Below are 19,988 nucleotides of genomic sequence, written 5' to 3' on the forward strand. Positions count from 1 at the left end.
GACCACACCGGAGACCCCGAGAGCCGGCCCATCAGCCCTCGCCCAACAGCTCCTCGAAAGCGACAACTCTCTGCTTCCCCGCATCCCCGAGTCGCTCGGTGACCGCGCCGACCAAGGCCTCCGTGAGCGCCGTGGCGGCGGTCAGCGAATCGAAGGGCGAGGCAGATTCGACCTCGCTCGAAAGAACCGTCCGGGCCACATCGGAGACAGGCGACAACCGGTGATCGGTCATCAGACACACCGAGGCACCACGCCCGTGAGCCAATTCGGCCAAGCGAGCGGAATCGGAGGAGTACCGCCGGTAGTCGAACAGAACCAGCACGGACGCGTCGTCCATGTCCAAGATCCCGCTGCGCCAGGAATTCTCGTCGTGCGCCAGAACGGTCACTCCGCGCCGTAGCATCGCGAGGTGGTCCGCGAAGTATCCCGCCAGGTAGTGACTGAACCGGCCCCCGGTGACGACGATGCGGCGCTTCGGATCGGACAGCAGATCCACCGTCGCGGAGAACTCCGACTCCGGAACCTGCTCGAACGTGGTCGAGAGCATGTGCGAGAAGGACTCGAGAGACCGCTCGAGCACCCCCTCCCCTCCAACGCCTGACTTGCGCCGATACTGCGCCACTGGGGATCCTTGAGCGTTGATCTCGGCCACGAGGCGGCGTTGGACGTCCGGCCACCCGGTGAACCCAATCCTCGAGGCAAAACGCAGAACCGTCGGCGCACTCACCCCGGACATGGTCGCAACTTCGGCCACCGTCGTGAGACCGGCACTCGGGTAACGCGCCAGCAGCACCCGGGCCACTTTCCGCTCCCCCTTGGTCATGCAATCCATCCGTTGGCGCACCAGCTCACGCACTTCCGTGCGCTCGTCGCCATCGACCTCCGAGGCCTCCCCCTCTGTGCGTTCCCTCAAGGACTCACCACCAGAACCTATGCGCATCTCTTTTCCTCGTCTACCGGAACCATCCCCAGTGTCGCACCACGCCGCAGGGCTTCGCGAAATATTTTTTACACTCTTGCCCTGGACGAGCCAACCTGTAATGTGTATAACTCGACCTATCCGACTGTGATCCGCACCATACCGTAGGTGAGTAGCATGCCCGATTCCTCGACCACGCGCCCTCCACGCAAGATCTCTTCCATCGAGGCGGCCGCGCTCTCCGTCGGATTCATGGGCCCGGTCATGGCCATGGCCCTCAACGGCATTGGCGTGGCAGACCTCGTGGGCACCAAGGTGCCCTTCACTTTTCTCGTAGCGGCGATCGGCGTCGTGGTGGTGGCCTACGCCTTCTTCCGCCTGACCGGCAAATATGCGCACTCCGGCTCGGTCTACGCCCTCACGGGGGTGACCATCGGCCCGCGAGCCGGATTCTTCTCCGGCTTCGCCCTGCTCGGGACCTATCTCTTCTTCGTGACCTGCATCTTCGGCGCGTGCGGAGTCTTCTTCAACGCATTCCTGGCGACTCTCGGACTCGATTCGTCGCTGCCATGGCCGCTCCTGCTGCTGATCATTGGGGCCCTGGTCTGGGCGATCGGCTCACGGGAAGCCCCGCTGGTCACCCGCATCCTGCTCCTCATCGGCGGATTCGGTCTGGCATTGATGGTCGCTCTGACCGTGGTGGTCCTGGTGACGGTCGGGGCCGGCAACGGTTCGTACCCCGGAGCCGAGCATTCGGGGCTCGACTTGGGCCCCCTCCTCCCCCATGGCGCCTCCGGATCGGCCGTCATGACGGCCTCCGTCTTCGCGTTCATCTCCTGGGCGGGTTTCGAATCGTGCACTTCATTGGCCGAGGAGACGAGGAACCCCAAACGAGCCATCCCCATCGCCCTCATGGGGTCCGTGATCCTGTGCGGAGTCATCTACGTTCTGGTCATGTACGCGCAAACGATCGGGTTCGGGGCGACGGACGCGGGCGCGAAGGCCTTCGCCGCGTCGGAGTCGTCTCTCATCGACATCGCCCTTCAGTACACCAATCCGTTCTTCGCCCAGCTTCTGGCCTTCTCCGCATTCGCGGTAGCCTTCGGATCGGCGCTGAGTTCGACGTCGGCCGGCGCCCGTCTCCTGTTCGCGCTCGCCAGAGACGGGTTCGGCCCCAAGATTCTGGCCAAAACCCGGGCCGACCAACGTACCCCTCGCCATTGTGTGACGGCCGTGGTGGTCATCGCCTTGCTCCTGTCCCTCATTCTGCTGGTGGTCCGGGCGGGACCGTTCGAAACGTACTACTGGTACGCCACCATTGCCGTGCTCTGCCTGCTGGTCGCCTACGCCATGACCTCCCTCGGAGCCCTCTCCGCAATCCTGCGTCGGACCACGGACATCCCACGGTGGGAAATGATCTTCCCGGTGGTCGCGCTGATTTACCTCGGGTACGTCTACTTCGTTCAGGCCTGGGGCCAAGAGGCCCCGTACAGCTACTTCCCATGGATCGCCGGCCTGTGGTGCGCCGTCGGACTCGGGATGGCACTGCTTCGACCGGATATGGCCAGGAGCATCGGGGACGAGCTGATCCAGTCGGACGACTAGGGCTCTCCGACCGCTATGCCTCTCCCATCACCGTCAGCACCACCAACAGGACATTGAGCACCACGATCGCCACCGCCACGACGAGGGCAAGAACCCGGACCACCCACGGATTGGTCCAACGTCCCATCAGTCCGCGGTCGGCCGTGTACCGGGCGAGCGGGATGATCGCGAAAGGAATGCCCAGCGACAGGACGACTTGGCTGATGACAAGGCTCCACGTGGGGTCCCACCCGATCCCCAGGACCAGGAGCGCGGGTATCAGGGTGACCGCGCGACGCACCAGCAAGGGAACTCGGATGTGCAGGAGGCCCCTCATGATGGCCGAACCGGCATAGCAGCCGACCGACGTCGAGGCGAGCCCGGATGCGAGCAGTCCCACCGCGAACACGAGCCCGACCGCGGGTCCAAGATGTTCCGAGATGGCCGCGGCGGCCCCCTCGATGCTGTCGGTTCCCTCGACACCGGGCAGGGAAGCCGCCGCCATGAGCAACATCCCGATGTTGACGGACCCGGCAATGATCAGCCCGAGGACCACGTCCCACCGAGTCGCCGACAACAAGCGCGACGTCGTCGTTTCGGAGCGTGACTCGGGGCGCCCGTGTCGATCCCGGACCAGCGCGGAGTGCAGGTAGATGGCGTGCGGCATCACGGTGGCTCCGAGCATACTGGCGGCAAGGAGCACGGATTGGGAATCCTGGAATCGAGGAATCAACCCTTCGGAGGCCGCACCCCAGTCCACGGGGCTCACGACCAGCCCGGACATGAAACCGATGGTGATCACGACCAGCAGCCCCACCACCAGCGCCTCGAAACGCCGTGGATTCCTGCCGTTCTGCACGGCCAGCAACACCATCGAGACGACGCCGACCAGCACACCGCCCCAGAGCATCGGCATACCGAACAGGATGTGCAGGGCAATGGCACCACCGACCACCTCGGCGAGGTCGGTGGCCGCCGCGACGACCTCGGCCTGGGCCCAGAACAACAATCGCGGACCCCGACGCATGCGAGCCCCGAGGAGATCGGGGAGGCTCTCACCCGTCACGACGGCGAGCTTGGCCGACAGGTACTGAACCAGAACCGCCATGAGGTTGGCCAGAACCAGCACCCAGACCAGGAGATATCCGTACTCCGCCCCGGCCGAGAGGTTCGAGGCGACGTTGCCAGGATCCACGTAGGCAATCGAGGCAACGAACGCCGGACCCAGCAGGGCGATCCATCGTCGACGCGGAACACGCGGCCGTGAGGCGGAGGAATTCGAGGACCGCGGCGCACCGCTCGGTTCGGCTCCGGAGCCGACGTGCACCGATTCGGCGTGCCTCTCGCTCATCGGATTCCAGCCTCCTCAGATGGTTTTACGCCATGCCTGACAAGAAGACTACGCCTGAGCGAAGTTGATCGCCACTCGATGGAGTCGCCGCGGGGGCGACCGCGCTCAGCCCCGAGCGAGCCCGAGGATCGCCGGAGCGACGTCGTCCGGCTCCAGGTGATGGTCCGCGAAAGAGAGGAGTTCGTGCTGGCCCACGCAGAAGCTGGCATCCGCATGGCGCAGGAGCTCGACGTCGTTCGCGTCGTTGCCGAATGCCGTATACCCGTCGCCGCAAAGTTGTAATTTCACGAGCGCCGCGTGCTTGGAGATGCCCGACGGGGCGATGTCGATGAGGCCCTCGGCCGGGTGATGCGTCACGGTCAGGCCGGCCGAACGAAGGCGTTCCCGCACGGCCTCGTCCTCGGTGAACAGCACCACTTTGGAGTAGGTGCCCAACTCGGCCCGAGACACCGTGGACGCCAGAGCTCCGGCGTCGAGCTGCCGGTAGATGCGGTGATCCGCTTCGCCCGTGTAGGAGTAGTTCCACTCGCCATCGATCAGATAGGCGCACCCGGTGGCCTCGATCAGCGCGTCCACCAGGTCCCGCTCGGACGGGGCGAATCCAACGACGTCGATGCCCCCGCCCCTGCGCTGCAGAAAGGCCCCGTTGCCGCCGATCAGCGCCTCTTTGCGAAGATCCTCCGGCAGAACCGGGTAGAGATCACGGATCGGCCGGGCCGAAGCGAAGACCAGCGGCCGAACGGACCGCAGCGCACGGAGGGCCTCGAGAATGTCCGTGGAGACAGTGCGCCCGTCGAAGCACAGGGTGCCGTCCACGTCGAAGACTGCGGGTTCATTCATCACCTCACACCTTATAAGCAGGAATACCGCTCACGAGTCCCCGCGCCCGGCGAACACGGATGCGGCCGGAAGAAGGTACTCCCGGCCGCACCCACGTCCGCGCTTGGTCGTTGCGCAAGTACCGTTGTGCAATCGCCTTTGCGCCGTGGTCACCCGCAGCGTCCACACGCAGTGGCCTCGCCCAACAGCCGCTGTCCTAGAACACGCCGTCGTGGGCGTTGCCGAAGTCGGTGGTCGTGTTCTGGCGCGAGTCGACGTTCTGGTCGTTGTCCGTGGTCTTGTCGTCGTCCAGGCGGCCGACCTGCGTCACGGTCACGTAATTCTCCAGGCGACCTTCCTTCGTCAGGCCGTCACCGAAGTCCAGATTGGCGATCAGCTGATCCTGCCCCGCCTCCACCGGGTTGGCCAGGGTGACCATGAAGGAGCGGGTCGATGTCTTCTCGTCGAAGCCGAGATCCTGGGTGTAGGCCCCGTTGAACCAACCCGGTGTGATGACTCGATCGACGCCCTGGGGCCCCTTGTCGGTCTTCACATCGATGCGGAAGCTGATGGCCGGGAACTCCGAGTAGTAGCGTTCCGATCCGACGTTCTTGGCATGAACGGCAACCAGGCCGGCATACCCCTTGGCCTTGATGCCAGAGACGGTGTACCCGACGCTGAGATCGTGGGCGGGCGTCGCGGTCTCGTCCGCCTGCGCCGCACCCGCGCCGAACGTGGTGATTCCGATGGCGAGAGCTGCTGCGGCCGCCGTCGTGCGGCCGATGAGCTTGTTCTTCATGATTCTTCAGTCTCCGTTCCGTGGGTCAGCGGTGGTCTAGGAATCAGCCGGGTTGTTGTACAGCTTGACGTCGACCTCGTTCTTGACCGGAACGAAGGCATTCCAGGCCGTCGGGTTGGTCCAGGTGCCGTCGGCGCCGCAAATCTGCTGTGTTCCGGACATGGTCACCGTGCGGAAGCCGTACGTGGCCTCACCGGTGTATCCCGGGGGAACGTCGTAGGGGCCGACCGTCTGGCCAACGTTCCAGGACAGCTCGTACGCGGCCTCGAAACCGATCTTCTTCGAAATTTCGGTAGCGATGCCGAAGGTCCCGCCGTCCTTGGAACCACTCGCATTGATCGTCGTGCTGTTGCCCTGCTCGCCGTTGACCTTGATGTTGATCGTCTGGGACTCGGAGGTTTCCTGCGTCAGCGGAATGTTCTTGTCCGTGTTGTTGGTCGTGGAGATGGTTCCGACCGGCGAGAAGTTGTCCTTGACCTCGTACACCACGGTGCGACGGTCTTCGAGCGCATTGCAGACCGGGTGCGGGTTGAGGACGTTCGGTTTGATGTGGTCCGATCCGTGATACGTGTTCACGATCGGCAGGGTCGGGTTCAACTTGGGCGTTTCGGGGTAGTGGTTCTCGATGGTCGTGGCATTCGCGGGCATCGCGGCGAGACCGACCAGCAGCGCGCTGCCGCCCAGAATTCCGGCCATCTTTCCTGTCAGCTTCATAGGTGCTCCTCGTTTGGACCTTGATCTGCGGATCCCGGCAACAGGCACCGCACGCTGTGCGATGCACGAGCCCCATCCGCCAAGAGTGAGGTCCTCTGGCCGGCATCTGACCGGAACGATACATAGCCAGGCGGCCTTTTTGTACTCCCTAGTACACCTCCGCTTTTCGGTCGCATCGCAACCGCCGGAGGCGACATCGTGGGGATCCACACAAGATCCCACGCAAATGCACGCATTCCGCACCGTCTCCACGAACCCCAGCCCCGCGAGCAAGGACTCGAGCAAGGTCACCGCAATATCCGACGAAGCCGAAAATGATTCGTACCGAGCGGTACACAACAGCGGACAGAAGGTGCATCGATTCAAGATTTAACGTATGGGTTTGGTTTGCCTTACCCAGAGGCCACCGGCGCCTCGGGAACACGGTCAGACCAGGGCGACCACCCGATATTACGTTTTGTGAAGCGGCGTGCTCCCGGGCCGCGAAGGGTCCGGATGCGGATCACCTTCGGGCGCGACCGCCTCGAAGTTCCCGATCACGCCCCAGATGAAGCCCACCGGTCGTATCCGCCGGACAGGCTCCGAATATCGACGTCGGGCCTGGCCGCCGAGAGCACTTCCATGGCCTTGCGCGAGCGCGCGCCGGACTTGCAGTAGAGAACGGCCGGAGTCTCGGGGTCGAGCCGGGATCCGACCTCGGCTCCGGAATCACGCTCAATATCCCCCAACGGAATGTTCTCGGCTCCCGCGATGGCTCCGAGTCGGTTCTCCCAGACTTCCCGCACGTCCACGAGTGTCACGCCCCTCCCCTCGGCCAGAAGCGTCCGGAGACGGTCGGGCGTGATCTCGTCCTCCGGAACCGTCGACTCGGGCTCCTCCGCCGCGGCGCACGCGGGGCCCGCCGCGGGGTCGACCAGGTCGGCAGCCACGGTCGTAACCCGAGGGCGGTCCGGATCGGGTGCGAGCCGCAACTCCTGGAAGGTCGCCGCGAGCGCGTCGTACACGAGCACGCGGCCCAGCAACGGCTCGCCGACACCCGCGATGACCTTGATCGCTTCGGTGGCCATCAGAGTCCCGATCACTCCGGGAAGGACGCCGATCACGCCGGCCTCGGCACAGGAAGGCACCTCCCCGGGCCCAGGGGCCTCCGGGAAGAGGTCCCGGTAGGTCGGCCCGTGCCCCGACCAGAAAACCCCGACCTGTCCCTCGAACCTCAGGATCGCCCCGTAGACCACGGGCTTGCCCACCATCTCGGCCGCGTCGGAGACCACGTACCGGGTCAGAAAATTGTCCGATCCGTCGATGACCAGATCGACCGGTCGCACCAGGTCCAACGCGTTCTCCGACGAGATGCGCACGCGATGCTCGACGACGTCGGCCTCCGGGTTCAGCCCCCGGACCACGCGCGCCGCGGATTCCGTCTTGTACCGTCCGATATTGGCCTCGGAATGGATCACCTGCCGGTGCAGGTTCGAACGGTCCACGACGTCGTCGTCCACGATCTCGATGTGTCCGACACCCGCAGCTCCCAGATACTGGAGGATCGGAGAACCGAGACCGCCGGCACCGACCACCAGAACCCGCGCGTCGAGGAGCTTCTGCTGGGCCTCGGGCCCGAAACCGGCCAGACCGAGATGCCTCTGGAAACGTTCGAGCTGGGCGTCGCTCAGATCTTCGAGGCCGCTCATATCCTGTCCTCCGCACGGACCCTGCCTTGACTCGGGGACGAGGCGAGCGCCTCCGTCCGGCGCGGAATCCTGCCTGCCGCACGAGCCAGGTACCCCGCCTCGACGCCGCGACGCATGGCAAGACCCATCGAGCGCGGATCGCGGGCCCTGGTCACGGCGGAAGCCACGAGCACGGCGTCGCACCCGAGCTCCATGGCCTGCGCGGCCTCGGAGGCCGTGCCGATACCGGCGTCGACCACCACCGGGACCGTCGCGCGGTTCGCGATCAATTCGATGTTGTACGGATTCAGGATTCCCAGCCCCGTCCCGATGGGCGAGCCCAGGGGCATGACGGCCGCGGCGCCGGCGTTCTCCAGCCGGATCGCGACGCCGGGGTCGTCGGTCGTGTAGACCATGGGCGTGAACCCCTGGTCCGCGAGCGTCTCGGTCACGCGCAGTGTCTCGACCACGTCCGGCAGCAACGTGTCTTCGTCGGCGACGACCTCGACCTTGACCAGATTCGTTTCGAGGGCCTCCCTCGCCAGGTTCGCGGTGAGCACGGCGTCGCGCGCGGTGAAACACCCGGCGGTGTTGGGCAGAACATCGATGCCGAGCCTCTCGAGGAGCGCGAAAACGCTGGTACTGGTCGAGGGGTCGTAACGGCGCACGGCCACCGTGGTCAGGGTCGTGCCCGAAGCGACCAGCGCCTTCTCGAGGGACGCGAGGTCGGTCGCGCCGCCGGTACCCATGATGAGTCGGCTCGTGAGCTCGTAATCACCCACCCGGATCGGGGACATCTCCGCGGCGGCCCCCGTCGCGCTCCCGTGATCCGGTGCCATGGTCTGTGTTGACTGTTCCATACGAATTCTTCCTTATCCTCCCTGGACGGCGGTGACCAGGTCGATCTCCGTTCCGTCGTCGACCACGCGTTCCTGCCACGCGGTGCGGGGCACGACCTGGCCGTCGATGGACACCGCGACACCGAGGCGTCCGCCGTCGGTCGGACGACCGTCCGGCTCCAGGTCGCGATCCAGAACCTTGCCGACCACGTCCACCAGCGTTGCCCGGTCGTGCACGCTGACCTGCTGTTCGTTGACTTTCACGGTTTTCACGCGGGTATTCCTCCTGCAAGGCGCTCGCGCGCCGGTCCTGCCCCCGCGCCGAAGCGAGTGGGGTCCATGGTCTCGAGAAGCCGGGCGTCGTCGTCGCCCAATGGTTCGTGGGTCAGGAGGGCCGCTCCCAGACGGGCGCCGAGGGGCGAGAGCAGTATTCCGTGGCGCGAATACCCGGTCGAGACCACGACGCCGGGGGCGTCCGGGACGTAGCCCAGGTACGGGATGTCGTCGGGTGTGCCGGGGCGAGCTCGTGCCATGGTCTCCACGAGCTCCATGTCCCTCACCCCCGGAGCCACGGTCACGGCATCCTCCAGCAGCTCCTGCACGCACCCCGCGTTGACCCCGGACAGACCGTCCTCCCGAACGCTGGCGCCGACCACCAGACCGCCGTCCGCACGGGGCACGAGGTACACCTGGCGGCCGAGGACCGTGGCCCGAACGGTCGCAGTGACCACGTGCCTCTCCCCCGGGGCAAGGTATCCCTCCCGAAGCCGGAGCCTGAGGACATCGCCATGGACCGCCCTCAGGTCCAGCGGAAATCCCTCCGTCACACCCCCGAGGCTCCGGTATCCCAGACCGCAGGCGACCAGAACCCGGTCGACCCGGTGTACCCGGCCCTCCGCCGTCGTGACATCCTGCGTCGCCCCGTCCCCGCCGGACTCGTCGATCCGGACAACGGTCTCCTCCCGGGAAACCGCGGCAGGACCGACGCCAGGGAAGTCGCCCGGGTCCAGCTCCGCGGACAGCGCATCCTGAAGCGCCCCCACGAGGAGACGAGGGTCGATCTGGTGATCGGTCGGGACTTCGTAGCCGCCCGCCAGCCGGGGGTTGAGGCCGGGTTCCGCCTCGCGCAACCGCTGCTGCGAGATCGGTCTCGTGTGCATCCCGTGCTCCGCGTGGACCCGCGCGTGGTCGGCCACCCGGGTCAGATCAGCCCGGTCCCCGGCCACCAGGAGCGTTCCGTTCTCGAGGTAACCGTGCGGTCGATCCGTGGCCCGAGCAAGACGAGCAATGTGCTCCGGGTACTCGCGGAGCGCGGCGAGCATGAGGGGGTACAGCTTGTCCTGTCCGAATTGGACTTCGCTGATGGGTGCGAGCATTCCCGCGGCGGCACGCGTTGCCCCATGACCGGGTTTCGGGTCGAAAATCGTCACGCGATGCCCGCGCAACCGCAGTTGCCATGCGGTCTGCAGGCCGACGACGCCGGCACCCACGACACCGATATGCATCGGTTGATCCTCCTCACGGCGGCATGATCCGCATCGAGTCCTGATGGTCGGCGGTATTGCCCTCTCAGTCCGGCCTTCCCGGACTCCCATGTCCCTCAAGTCTAGGCCCACACGGCCCGGGGCGCACACGGCCGGTCGTGCGAGTCTCGGACCATGGTCCCGGGGTGGGTTAATGTGGCATCCGTGACGACCTCTAAGAATTCGCCCCGCCGGGGCCAACTGCCGCCGGCGGAATCCCCGTCCGTGTCCGCGACCCGGGCCGCCCGCCTCGAACGACTCCGCAGCGCCCGCCTCTACCTCTGCTGCGATCTGCAGAGGTTCCTGGCCACCGATCCCCGGCAGGATACCGTCGAGCAACTGGACACCGACCGGCTCGAACTCTTCTTCCGGTCCGCATTCCGCGGCGGCGTCGACATCATCCAAGTCAGGGACAAGAAAGTCTCGGTCCGCACCGAGCTGGAGGCCCTTCGCCTGCTGGTTCGAGTCGCGGAGCAGGAGGGCGGACTCTCCGCGGCCAACGACCGCGCGGATGCGGCCCTTCTCTCGCGGGTCGATGTCTTCCACGTGGGCCAGACCGACCTGACCACGCAGCAGGCTCGGACAGTGCTCGGGGACGATGTCCTCCTGGGCCGCTCCTGCCACACCCGCTCGCAGGTCGTGGCGGCCTCGGAGGACCCGGGAACGGACTACTACTGCACGGGCCCGGTGTGGGAGACACCGACCAAACCGGGCCGACCCGCCGTCGGACTGGACCTCCCCGCATTCGCCGCGGACCTCGATCCCGTCTGCGGCACGTCCTCGACGCCGTTCTTCGCGATCGGCGGCATTGACGAAGAAACCGTCTCCCAGGTCACGGCCGCGGGGGCTGGAAGGATCGTCGTCGTACGCGCCATAGCCGATGCCGCGAACCCGGAGAATGCCGCTCGTCGGCTCGCGGACGCGCTCGGCGGGGAGTAAAACCCCGAAACATTCCGCCGATGTCGAAAACGCCTGGACGCGCCGCGGCACATTGGTTTTGCTGTATGCATGAGTACTTTTGCTGTGACCAATCCGAACACCGGCGAAGTCGAGCAGACTTTCGACTCCCTCACCACCGAGGAGATCGCCGGAGTCATCGATACCGCCGACCGCGCCTTCCAGGACTGGAAGGAAACCCCCGTCAGCAAGCGCGGCGAGGTACTGAAGGCCTTCGCCGATCTGGTCGAGGGCAGGGCGAGCGAGCTCGCCGATCTCATCGGCAAGGAAATGGGCAAGCCCAAGAAGCAGGGCGAGGCCGAGGTCAAGAAGGTGGCCTTCACGGCCCGCTGGTTCGCCGACAATTCGGAGAAGTTCCTGGAGGACACCCAGCTTCCCGATGCACAGGGCGCCGACCAGACCTACGTCAAGCACGATCCGCTGGGCGTACTGCTCGGGATCATGCCCTGGAACTTCCCCTACAACCAGATCGCCCGTTTCGCGCTGCCGAACATCATGGTCGGCAACGCGATTCTCATGAAGCAGGCCGCGATCTGCCCGACCTCGTCCCAGGCCTTCCAGGATCTGCTCGAGGAAGCCGGGTTGCCGAAGGGCGTCTACACCAACGTGTACCTCAACAGCAGCGATGCCGAAGAGGTCCTGAAGGATTTCCGGGTCAAGGGCTTCTCCCTGACGGGCTCGGAAGAGGCAGGCGCGTCGGTCGCCAAGATCGCCGCGAAGTACTTCAAGCGGTCGGTTCTGGAGCTCGGCGGCAATGATCCGTTCGTGGTCCTGGACACCGACGACGTCAAGGGACTCGCCCAGAAGGCCGTGACCCTCCGGACGGCGAACGCCGGTCAGGTCTGCACCTCCCCCAAGCGCATGATCGTCGTCGAGGAGTACTACGACGACTTCGTCGCCGCGGCCAAGGAAGCCGTGGAGAACGTGACCGTGGGTGCCTACGACGACCCCGCGACCGACATGGGACCGCTTTCTTCCGAGGGCGCTCGTGACGAGGTCGTGGAGCGGATCCAGAAGGCCTCCGAGGAGGGAGCCACCCTGCACACGGGTGGCGAGAAGTTGGACCGCCCCGGCTGGTTCATGTCGCCGGCGCTGCTGACCGACATCGACCCGAAGTCGGATCTCGGGTGCAACGAGCTCTTCGGGCCGGCCGTCATGATCTACAAGGCCAAGGATGAGGAGGACGCTCTTCGGATCGCGAACGACACGCAGTACGGCCTGATGGCATCGGTGTGGACCACCGACGCGGAGAAGGGCCGGAAGTTCGCCGAGCGGATCAACGCGGGCATGACCTTCGTGAACACTCACATGGACTCCAGCCCCGAGTTCCCCTTCGGCGGGATCAACCGTTCGGGCTACGGTCGCGAGAACGCCCAGTGGGCGCTCCAGCAGTTCACCAATGAGCGGACCGTCCGTGTGAACAACCAGCAGCTCTAGTCTGCATTCTCGGATCGGAGACGCCACGGTTCGACGGGTCCGCCCAACAGGCCCGCTCACCACAGTCCGCCTCCGACGGAAAGCGAGGGGTCGGGCACCGATACCGGGGAGTTCCCGGTCGGCGCCCGACCCCTCGTTGCGTGCGGTGATGTGGAACCGTCACCGGTGCATCAGTCGGCGGCCACCTCGGAGCCACCGCGGCGATGCCGCGGCGCAGGGTGGTTCCCGGCGTCGCCCGCGGACTCGCCACCGAGCTGACGCCCATCGGCGTCATGACTCTCTTCGGGCTCATCGTTGATGCGGTTGTGGCGGAAGTGCCCGAAGGCGGTCAGTGCCACCCCGACCGCGACCCACACGACGAGGGTCCACCACTGCTGGGCCATCGGGGCGTCGGGGAAGTAGCTCAGGGACCTCAGCAGCGTGTTGGACGCGCCGGGCACCATGTACTGTCCGATCCTCCCCCAGGGCTCGACCATGAATTGCCACGGGACCTGCGCCCCGGACAGCGGATTGCCCAGGAGCATGGTCACGACGGCGCCGATACCTATTCCGGGTGCCCCGAGAATCGCCGTACACCCCAGAATGAAGGTGGCCGTCGCCATGGCCGAGAGCCCGAAGGCCAACCACACGAGCCCGAAATTGCCCTGCACGAAACCGAACCACGTGTGGAGGATCAGGGTCAGGCTGAGGCCGGCGGCCGCGCCGTAGGCCACGGCCGCGATCAGCCGCCGCCACACTCCCTTGACCAAGAACGTGATCATTACGCCGCCCAGCATGCCGCCGAGCACCAGCGGGAAGGCCGCCACGGCCAGACCGGACCCGTTGGAGTCGTCGTCCGAAAGGGGCACGACCTCGGTCTCGGCCACCTTGGTGTCCGCGGCCTTCTCCTGCATCGCCAGTGCCTTCTGCGCCTGCTCGGGTTTCAGCTGACCGCCCGAGGCGGCCTTCATCTGCTCGACCTGGCCGGTGATCTGGCCCTTGATCTGCTGCGTGAGCTGGTCGGCGATGCCGCTCATAACCTGCGTGGCGGTCGAATTCGACGCCGGTGCGGTCAGGACCTCCGGGGTCCCCGGCTGCTCGGCCAAGATCACGGCGCCGTAGGTTTCGCGGTGCTTGATCTGGTCGACGGCGTCATCGCGGCTGTCGGCGGACACGAAGTCGAAGGTGTCCCCCGACTTCTCGTTGATCTTGTCCTCGAACTGGTCCACGGCCTTCTTCGGGCCAGCGACGCTGACCGGCATGTTGTGCGCCTCAGAGGTCTTGGTTGGCCAGGTGAAGGCCAGGACGAAGACCGTCACGATCAGCGCGGCGAGCACCGAAACCCCGAATACCTTGCCGAGGTGGCTTCCCACATGCTCATTCGCGGTGGTGGTTGCGGATTCGGCGTCCGCGCGCCGGGAATCCTGAACGCTCATAGCGGCTCCTAAACAGAATAATCCTTCTAGTTGCGTTCAGAATAACAGAACGGATATTCTATTTCCATGCCCAGGTTGTCAGAATCCTCGAAGATCGAGCGGCGTGAGCGAATCATCGCCGCGGCGCGCCGTTGCTTCCTGGAGAAGGGGTTCTCCAACACCTCCATGGCAGACATCGTCGCCGAGTCCGGCATGTCTCCCGGATCGATCTATTCCCACTTCGATGGCAAAGCCTCCATCATGCGCGGCACGGCGGAGCACATTTTCGGCGCGACCCTCAAGGATCTGACCGATATGGAGACTGCCACGGGAAGCTCGCTGGCCCCCTCGGACGTCGCTCGGTTGCTGATCGAGACCTTGTTCTCGATCGATTTCGGTCCACTGCTCATCCAGTTCGTCGCGGAATCCACCGTGAATCCTGAGGTCCACGAGGTTGCCCAGGAAAACATCAACCTCGCCCGCACCCGCCTTGCCGAGGTGCTCAGGCCCTGGTCGGAAATGCAGGTCAGTCAGGGGGCCGACCCGGACGACGTCGTCGGCGACCCCTCCCGGCTGGCCAATGTCCTCATGCTCCTGTTCCACGGCCTTCTGATTCGCACGGCCGTGGACACCCACGCGGATCGGGACCAGCTCGTCGAGGACGCACTGACATTGATCCCGCAGGGCCGTTTCGGACGGTAAGGCCCGGACGGTCCGCATCGAAGCGGACCGTCCGGGCCCGTGGGACAACCGTCAGACCGCCACGGCCGCACGCAGACGACGCGCAGACTCGACGAGTCGAGCCAGGGCCGCGGTGGTCTCCTCGTATCCGCGGGTCTTGAGACCGCAGTCCGGATTCGCCCAGAGACGGTCCCGAGGTATCGCTCGGGACGCCGCGGCGAGCAGCTCCTCGATTTCACCGACCGTGGGCACGCGAGGCGAGTGAATGTCCCACACCCCGGGGCCGATGCCTCGCTCGAATCCGATGTCCGCGAGCGGGTCCAGCAGCTCCATCCGCGAGCGCGCCGCCTCGACGCTCGTGACGTCGGCGTCCAACGCGTCGATGGCGGACAGCACCTCACCGAATTCCGAGTAGCACAGATGCGTGTGGATCTGGGTTTCTGGCCGAACCCCGGACGTCGCGATCCTGAAGGACCGGACCGACCACTCGAGATAGTCCGGCCTGTCTCGTTCCCGCAGCGGGAGCAGCTCGCGCAGGGCGGGTTCATCCACCTGCACGACGCCGATGCCGGCACTCTCGAGATCCTCGACCTCGTCCCGCAGGGCGAGGGCGACCTGCTGGGCCGTGTCCGCGAGCGGTTGGTCCTCACGGACGAACGACCAGGCCAGAATCGTGACCGGGCCGGTCAGCATGCCCTTGACCGGCTTGGTGGTCAGCGACTGGGCGTAACTGATCCAGGGGACCGTGATGGCCTCTCCCCTGACACCGGCTCCTTCACGGCTGACGTCGCCCCACAGGATCGACGGCCGGGTGCACCTGGACCCGTAGGACTGGACCCAGCCGTACCGGGTCACGTCGAATCCGTCGAGGTTCTCCGCGAAGTACTGGACCATGTCGTTGCGTTCGGGCTCGCCGTGGACCAGAACGTCCAGCCCGAGATCCTCCTGGAGGGAGATGACCGACCGGATCTCCTGCTGGAGTCTTTCGACGTATTCCGCCTCGCCCAGACGGCCTGCCCTGTGGTCTGCGCGGACCGACCTGATGTCTGCGGTCTGCGGGAATGACCCGATCGTCGTCGTCGGAACATCGGGCAGGTTCGCCGCGATGCCATCGGTGGCCTGCTTCCGTTTGCGCTCTTCCGCGGTCTCCCGATGACCGTCGGCCTCGGTCAGGCCCGAAACCCTCTCGCGCACATCGGCGTCGCGGGTGCCTCGGGCCTCGGCGCGGTGCCGAATCGCCTCATCGGATGCTTCGAGGTGATCGGCGATCGCCTCGGACCCTTCGGCCAGCCCCTTGGCCAGAACCACGGTCTCGCCGACCTTCTGGTCTGCGAAGGCGAGCCACCGCAGCGGCTGGTCGTCGAGCCGATCCTCGCGGGCGGCATCGTGCGGGACGTGGATGAGCGACGTCGACGTGCTCACCGACACCCTCGCCCCCGCCTCGTGCAACTCCTCGAGCAGCGCGAACGTCGTGCGCAAGTCGGTGCGCCAGATGTTCTGTCCGTTGACGACGCCGGCCACCAGAACGGGTGCATCCTCGCCGGTGAACAGCGCGAGCTGGTCCGCGCTGGGTTCGTGCAGCCCTCCCCCGTCCGGGCCGGAGACCAGATCCACGTGGACGGCGTCGACTCCCGCGTCCACCAGCGGCTCCAGGAGGTCCTCTGCGTCTCCGTAAGGCGTCGCGACGAGGATCGACGGGCCGTTGGGTGTTCGCGCGGCCGTCAGGCGACGATACGCGTCACGGACGCGACCGGCGAGGTCGGGCCGGTGGTGCTCGGTCACGAGTGCGGGCTCCTCGATCTGGATCCACTGCGCTCCTTCTGCGGCCACCTGGTCGATCAGCCCGCGATAGACCTCGACCAGGTCATCGAGCCGGTCCAGGGGGTCGAAGCCTTCGGGGGCGGCGTCATCGGCTTTCGACAGCAGGAGGAAGGAGACCGGTCCCAGAACCGCGGGGCGCAGTGGGGTTCCGGAATCTCCGTTGCCGGCACGGAACTGTCCGATGAGTTCCCGCGGATCCGCGGCGAACGGGGTCTCCGGTCCGATCTCGGGAACCAGGTAGTGGTAGTTCGTGTTGAACCACTTGGTCATTTCCAACGGCCCGCGGGCGTCGTCGCCGCGGGCCAGGACGAAGGACGCATCCCGGTCCAGACGGCCTTCCTCGTCGGCGAGGTCCGCGAAACGCGTGGGCACGGCGCCCGTCGCCAGGATGGCGTCGAGAACCTGGTCGTAGAGGGCGAAAGAGGCCGGGATCGACGAATCCTGAGTGAGTCCGAGATCCGCGAGCCGACGCACGTCCCGCGCGCGCAAGGAGTCGACGGACGCGGTCAGCTCGTGGGATCCGCTGTCGGATGCCCAGTAGGATTCGAGGGCCTTCTTGAGCTCCCGGTCGCGTCCGATCCGGGGGTAACCCAAGATGCTTGCTCCGGGGAAGGTGCGGCCCTGGGTGCTCGCCGGGCTCTCGGCGGTGGTGGGGTTCGGGGCGTTGGTTTCGGTCACGGTGATCTCCTCACGTTGTTTTCTTGCGACGGACGGGTGTTTCGACGGCGTTCCTCGGCGCAGACCGAGTCGGTCCACGAGCTCGAGTGCTGCCGGGTGCTCGTTGAAGGTGTAGATGTGCAGTCCTGGGGCCCCGGCGTCGAGGGCCCGACGGGCGAATTCATCGGCCGAGTCGACTCCCACGGCCAGGCGCTCGGCGAACGATCCGGCCGATTCGAGGCGGGAGGCGAGCTCCCGGTTGGGATCGATGCCCGCCAGGTCGCACACGCGCAGGTACCTGCGCAGGCTGGTCACGGGCAGGATGCCGGGGATGAGCGGCAGGTCGACGTCGTTGGCGCGGGCCCGGTCGACCAGCCCGGCGTAGTCGTCCGGATCGGGGTAGACCTGGGTGATGGCGAAGTCCGCACCGGCTCTCTGCTTCGCGAGCAGGACTTCGGTGTCGTGGTGGATGCTCGAGGACTCCGGGTGCCGAACCGGGTACGCCGCGACCCCGACCGCGAGGCGTCCCGCACACAATTTGGCCGATCCCCGGGCCTCGACGCGGCGGATGAGTTCGACGAGGTGCCGGGCGAAAGGCAACTCGCCCTCGCGAAGCGTGTAGTCATCGGGCCGGTCTCCGCGCAGGGCCAAGAACCCGCGAACCCCGTGATCGATGATCTCCTGGACCAGGTCCTCGAGTTCGGCGGCGTTCTGCCCGGTCGAGAGGATATGGGCCAGCGGCTTCAGCTCGGTCTCATCCACGAGGTGGCGCAGGAGGTCGATACTCTGGCGCCTCCTGTCCCCGGCCAAGGCTGCCGTCACCGACACGTAGTCGGGGCGCGTGGGCTCGAGTTCGGCGATGGTGGCCCCCAGGGCCTCCGCACTCAGGCTGCTGCGCGGCGGATACAGCTCGAAGGACAGTGCTGGTCCGTCTTCACGTTTCACGCCGGGTCTCCTTTCGGTACGCCCGACGGAGGCGGCGTCAGTCGATACTCGGGGCCCACGACCGAAAGCACGGGATCGGCCGGGGAATGCGCCCGGCGTCGTCGAAGGACAACCGATACACTCCATCGGACCTGGCGGGAGCACCGTGCCCCGGACCCGTTGGGGTCACGAGGGGGTTGCTGCGGCGTCGTCGAGCCAGGTCTCTCGGCCGCTCTGGATAGATACGCAAGTATTCAAACCCGGCCTCCTGAACGGCCGCAAGGATGAGGATTCTTTGACGGCACATGTCGCGTCATTGAGCACAGCGACGGGACGGAGAAATACCGGTGTCATATGAAGACGACCCACGTTTTTATGACTCCGGAACGTAAGGTTCCGTGTTTTCCTTGCGCGGGTCCGATCTTCCGTGGGTTTTCCGACGACGACGAATCGCCGCACGTCGGCGGACCCGAAACCGATTCGCGACCGAATCGTGACCGTTTATTGATTCATTTCCCGGGGCGGGCGTGAAAATCATGAACAAGCGATTCCGCATGCGCGCGTGCCGGCGCGGATTCATTGTGGGCCGGGACTCCCTCGTGTTTTGATAGGAAGGTCAGTTCAATCACCTTTTGAGAGGAAAGCATGACCGAGAATCACGATTCCCCGGCCGGGAACCAGCCTCCTCAGTACGGGAGCAACCCCAACGGCGGACAGCCCCAGTACCCGGGCGGACAGCCCCAGTACCAGGGCGGCGACGCAGGAAACGGTCATGGTCCTCTCCAGAACCAGGGCGGAGACCTGGCGGCACCCAAGGCCGTGCACACCGCCGCCCGGCTCATTTACATTTCTGCGGCCATCAGCGTGATCAGCTTGATCATCTCGCCGTTCGTCTTCATGGCCACCGACGAATACAAGACTCTGGCCGATCAGGGGCAGGCCGCCTACGCCTGGGGCTTCTTCAGCGCCGGGGCCATCTTCTCGCTGATCGTCATCGTGCTCCAGCTCCTCTCCGCCAGGGCGGCCACCCGAGGCAAGAACTGGGGCAGGATCGTCCTGCTCATTCTCGCGATCCTGAGCCTCCTCGGCCTGGGCGGCGCCTTCCAGGATGCCCCGGGAATCATCGGGGCCATCGGGACGATTCTCCTGATCATCGGCACGATCATGTTGTGGGTCGGTCAGAGCGGACGCTGGTTCAAGGAACTCAAGCAACGCCGGAACCCCATGAATCGTTGATCCCCAGGGTCCTTTGACAGCCTCGGCGAACGAGGACCACACTGGATACAAGGCACTGGGCCGCAGGTTGCCCCGGGCTCCATTATTTAGCCGCTACGAGCGGCCTTCCGCCGAGAGGCGCACCCGGTCCAGTGCCCCATACTTCGAGAAGAACCCCCGCTTCGGCGGGGGTTCTTCTCTGTCCGGGTTCCGCTGCTCGTCGTCCGGCCTCGGTGGGCCCTCCTCTGTAGCCGCGCCTGTTGCTTGATAGCTCCTCCTGCGTGGCGGTTGCCCGATTGGGAGGCGTTTGCCTTCGTTAGGTGGCGGTTCAGACCCCACCTAACGAAGGCAAACGCCACCGAATCAGGAAACCTCCTCCCAACAGACGTCCGAGTGCCACGAATTCCGGCCTCTTTTCGCCGGTAAAGGGCACCGAATCGGGCAAGCGCCTCCGCATGATGTAGGCCGGCTCCTCAAAGGCCGTCCAATTGCGCCGGTAACCGCCCCGCTATTGGGGAACCGCCTCCCAGCACATGAAGCCACCGCGTCGGGCCCGGACCGTTGCCGCCGGAAACCGCCACCGAATCTAGTAACCGCCTCCCGATTGGGGCGCAGGAGAGCCGTCCGGGACGCGAGGCCATCAAATTCCGAGCCCCAAGCCCGCAGCACCCTCACGCCCAGCGGCCC

At 65.9% G+C, this 19,988-nt stretch carries 16 protein-coding genes and 1 riboswitch; of the genes, 5 read left to right on the plus strand and 11 right to left on the minus strand.

Going from position 1 to position 19,988, the window contains the following annotated elements; genetic code table 11:
• Positions 1-31: 31 nt before the first annotated feature.
• Complete coding sequence (locus EWU68_RS05890) at positions 32-940, minus strand: MurR/RpiR family transcriptional regulator (protein ID WP_129315189.1); 909 nt, start codon at positions 938-940, stop codon at positions 32-34.
• A gap of 156 nt (positions 941-1,096) precedes the next feature.
• On the opposite strand from EWU68_RS05890, the gene EWU68_RS05895 reads away from it, so the two are divergent.
• Positions 1,097-2,524 carry an APC family permease gene (locus EWU68_RS05895; RefSeq protein WP_129315190.1) on the plus strand — a complete coding sequence of 476 codons (1,428 nt, stop codon included), beginning with the start codon at positions 1,097-1,099 and terminating at the stop codon, positions 2,522-2,524.
• Positions 2,525-2,537: 13 nt separating this feature from the next.
• Here EWU68_RS05895 and EWU68_RS05900 read toward each other — a convergent pair whose 3' ends face one another.
• From EWU68_RS05900 to thiO, 8 genes are all read right to left on the minus strand, one after another.
• A complete protein-coding gene (locus EWU68_RS05900; RefSeq protein WP_129315191.1) occupies positions 2,538-3,854 on the minus strand; it encodes an Nramp family divalent metal transporter in 1,317 nt (438 codons plus the stop codon).
• A 105-nt stretch (positions 3,855-3,959) separates the two neighbouring features.
• Positions 3,960-4,694 carry an HAD hydrolase family protein gene (locus EWU68_RS05905; RefSeq protein ID WP_129315192.1) on the minus strand — a complete coding sequence of 245 codons (735 nt, stop codon included), beginning with the start codon at positions 4,692-4,694 and terminating at the stop codon, positions 3,960-3,962.
• Between the two features lie 196 nt (positions 4,695-4,890).
• A complete protein-coding gene (locus tag EWU68_RS05910) occupies positions 4,891-5,472 on the minus strand; it encodes a hypothetical protein (RefSeq protein ID WP_129315193.1) in 582 nt (193 codons plus the stop codon).
• A gap of 36 nt (positions 5,473-5,508) precedes the next feature.
• Entirely contained in the window at positions 5,509-6,186 is a 678-nt protein-coding gene (locus EWU68_RS05915; protein WP_129315194.1) for a hypothetical protein, read from the minus strand.
• A 536-nt stretch (positions 6,187-6,722) separates the two neighbouring features.
• Positions 6,723-7,874 carry a molybdopterin-synthase adenylyltransferase MoeB gene (gene moeB, locus EWU68_RS05920; RefSeq protein ID WP_129315195.1) on the minus strand — a complete coding sequence of 384 codons (1,152 nt, stop codon included), beginning with the start codon at positions 7,872-7,874 and terminating at the stop codon, positions 6,723-6,725.
• Positions 7,871-8,650, minus strand: coding sequence for a thiazole synthase (locus EWU68_RS05925; protein WP_202976694.1), 780 nt, complete (start codon positions 8,648-8,650; stop codon positions 7,871-7,873). The genes moeB and EWU68_RS05925 overlap by 4 nt, the downstream gene beginning before the upstream one ends.
• Positions 8,651-8,725: 75 nt before the next feature.
• Positions 8,726-8,965 (minus strand): sulfur carrier protein ThiS, encoded by a 240-nt coding sequence (gene thiS / locus EWU68_RS05930; protein WP_129315196.1) that lies wholly within the window; start codon positions 8,963-8,965, stop codon positions 8,726-8,728.
• Positions 8,962-10,197, minus strand: coding sequence for a glycine oxidase ThiO (gene thiO / locus EWU68_RS05935; RefSeq protein WP_129315197.1), 1,236 nt, complete (start codon positions 10,195-10,197; stop codon positions 8,962-8,964). The genes thiS and thiO overlap by 4 nt, the downstream gene beginning before the upstream one ends.
• 183 nt (positions 10,198-10,380) lie before the next feature.
• On the opposite strand from thiO, the gene EWU68_RS05940 reads away from it, so the two are divergent.
• A complete protein-coding gene (locus tag EWU68_RS05940; protein WP_397555703.1) occupies positions 10,381-11,154 on the plus strand; it encodes a thiamine phosphate synthase in 774 nt (257 codons plus the stop codon).
• Positions 11,155-11,223: 69 nt separating this feature from the next.
• Complete coding sequence (locus EWU68_RS05945) at positions 11,224-12,609, plus strand: NAD-dependent succinate-semialdehyde dehydrogenase (RefSeq protein ID WP_129315199.1); 1,386 nt, start codon at positions 11,224-11,226, stop codon at positions 12,607-12,609.
• Between the two features lie 170 nt (positions 12,610-12,779).
• Here EWU68_RS05945 and EWU68_RS05950 read toward each other — a convergent pair whose 3' ends face one another.
• Positions 12,780-14,024 (minus strand): ABC transporter permease, encoded by a 1,245-nt coding sequence (locus EWU68_RS05950; protein ID WP_129315200.1) that lies wholly within the window; start codon positions 14,022-14,024, stop codon positions 12,780-12,782.
• Between the two features lie 66 nt (positions 14,025-14,090).
• On the opposite strand from EWU68_RS05950, the gene EWU68_RS05955 reads away from it, so the two are divergent.
• Positions 14,091-14,705, plus strand: a complete 615-nt coding sequence (locus tag EWU68_RS05955) for a TetR/AcrR family transcriptional regulator (RefSeq protein WP_129315201.1) — start codon at positions 14,091-14,093, stop codon at positions 14,703-14,705.
• Between the two features lie 51 nt (positions 14,706-14,756).
• Here the strand turns inward: EWU68_RS05955 and metE are convergent, their stop codons facing one another.
• Positions 14,757-18,107: a 5-methyltetrahydropteroyltriglutamate--homocysteine S-methyltransferase gene (gene metE / locus EWU68_RS05960; RefSeq protein ID WP_165162110.1), complete on the minus strand. Its 3,351-nt coding sequence runs from the start codon at positions 18,105-18,107 to the stop codon at positions 14,757-14,759.
• 119 nt (positions 18,108-18,226) lie between these two features.
• Positions 18,227-18,331: riboswitch (SAM riboswitch) on the minus strand.
• Between the two features lie 400 nt (positions 18,332-18,731).
• Between metE and EWU68_RS05965 the strand changes: the two genes are divergently transcribed.
• A complete protein-coding gene (locus tag EWU68_RS05965) occupies positions 18,732-19,322 on the plus strand; it encodes a hypothetical protein (protein WP_129315203.1) in 591 nt (196 codons plus the stop codon).
• The last annotated feature ends 666 nt before the right edge of the window (positions 19,323-19,988 follow it).

Origin of the sequence: Rothia koreensis (genome assembly GCF_004136575.1) — a bacterium.
In the GTDB taxonomy this organism is placed as follows: domain Bacteria; phylum Actinomycetota; class Actinomycetes; order Actinomycetales; family Micrococcaceae; genus Rothia; species Rothia koreensis.

Bases quoted from the DNA above. Each gene is read 5' to 3' on its own strand.
- EWU68_RS05890 (WP_129315189.1), bottom strand. From the start codon at position 940: ATGCGCATAGGTTCTGGTGGTGAGTCCTTGAGGGAACGCACAGAGGGG.
- EWU68_RS05895 (WP_129315190.1), top strand. From the start codon at position 1,097: ATGCCCGATTCCTCGACCACGCGCCCTCCACGCAAGATCTCTTCCATC.
- EWU68_RS05900 (WP_129315191.1), bottom strand. From the start codon at position 3,854: ATGAGCGAGAGGCACGCCGAATCGGTGCACGTCGGCTCCGGAGCCGAA.
- EWU68_RS05905 (WP_129315192.1), bottom strand. From the start codon at position 4,694: ATGAATGAACCCGCAGTCTTCGACGTGGACGGCACCCTGTGCTTCGAC.
- EWU68_RS05910 (WP_129315193.1), bottom strand. From the start codon at position 5,472: ATGAAGAACAAGCTCATCGGCCGCACGACGGCGGCCGCAGCAGCTCTC.
- EWU68_RS05915 (WP_129315194.1), bottom strand. From the start codon at position 6,186: ATGAAGCTGACAGGAAAGATGGCCGGAATTCTGGGCGGCAGCGCGCTG.
- moeB (WP_129315195.1), bottom strand. From the start codon at position 7,874: ATGAGCGGCCTCGAAGATCTGAGCGACGCCCAGCTCGAACGTTTCCAG.
- EWU68_RS05925 (WP_202976694.1), bottom strand. From the start codon at position 8,650: ATGTCCCCGATCCGGGTGGGTGATTACGAGCTCACGAGCCGACTCATC.
- thiO (WP_129315197.1), bottom strand. From the start codon at position 10,197: ATGCATATCGGTGTCGTGGGTGCCGGCGTCGTCGGCCTGCAGACCGCA.
- EWU68_RS05945 (WP_129315199.1), top strand. From the start codon at position 11,224: ATGAGTACTTTTGCTGTGACCAATCCGAACACCGGCGAAGTCGAGCAG.
- EWU68_RS05950 (WP_129315200.1), bottom strand. From the start codon at position 14,024: ATGAGCGTTCAGGATTCCCGGCGCGCGGACGCCGAATCCGCAACCACC.
- EWU68_RS05955 (WP_129315201.1), top strand. From the start codon at position 14,091: ATGCCCAGGTTGTCAGAATCCTCGAAGATCGAGCGGCGTGAGCGAATC.
- EWU68_RS05965 (WP_129315203.1), top strand. From the start codon at position 18,732: ATGACCGAGAATCACGATTCCCCGGCCGGGAACCAGCCTCCTCAGTAC.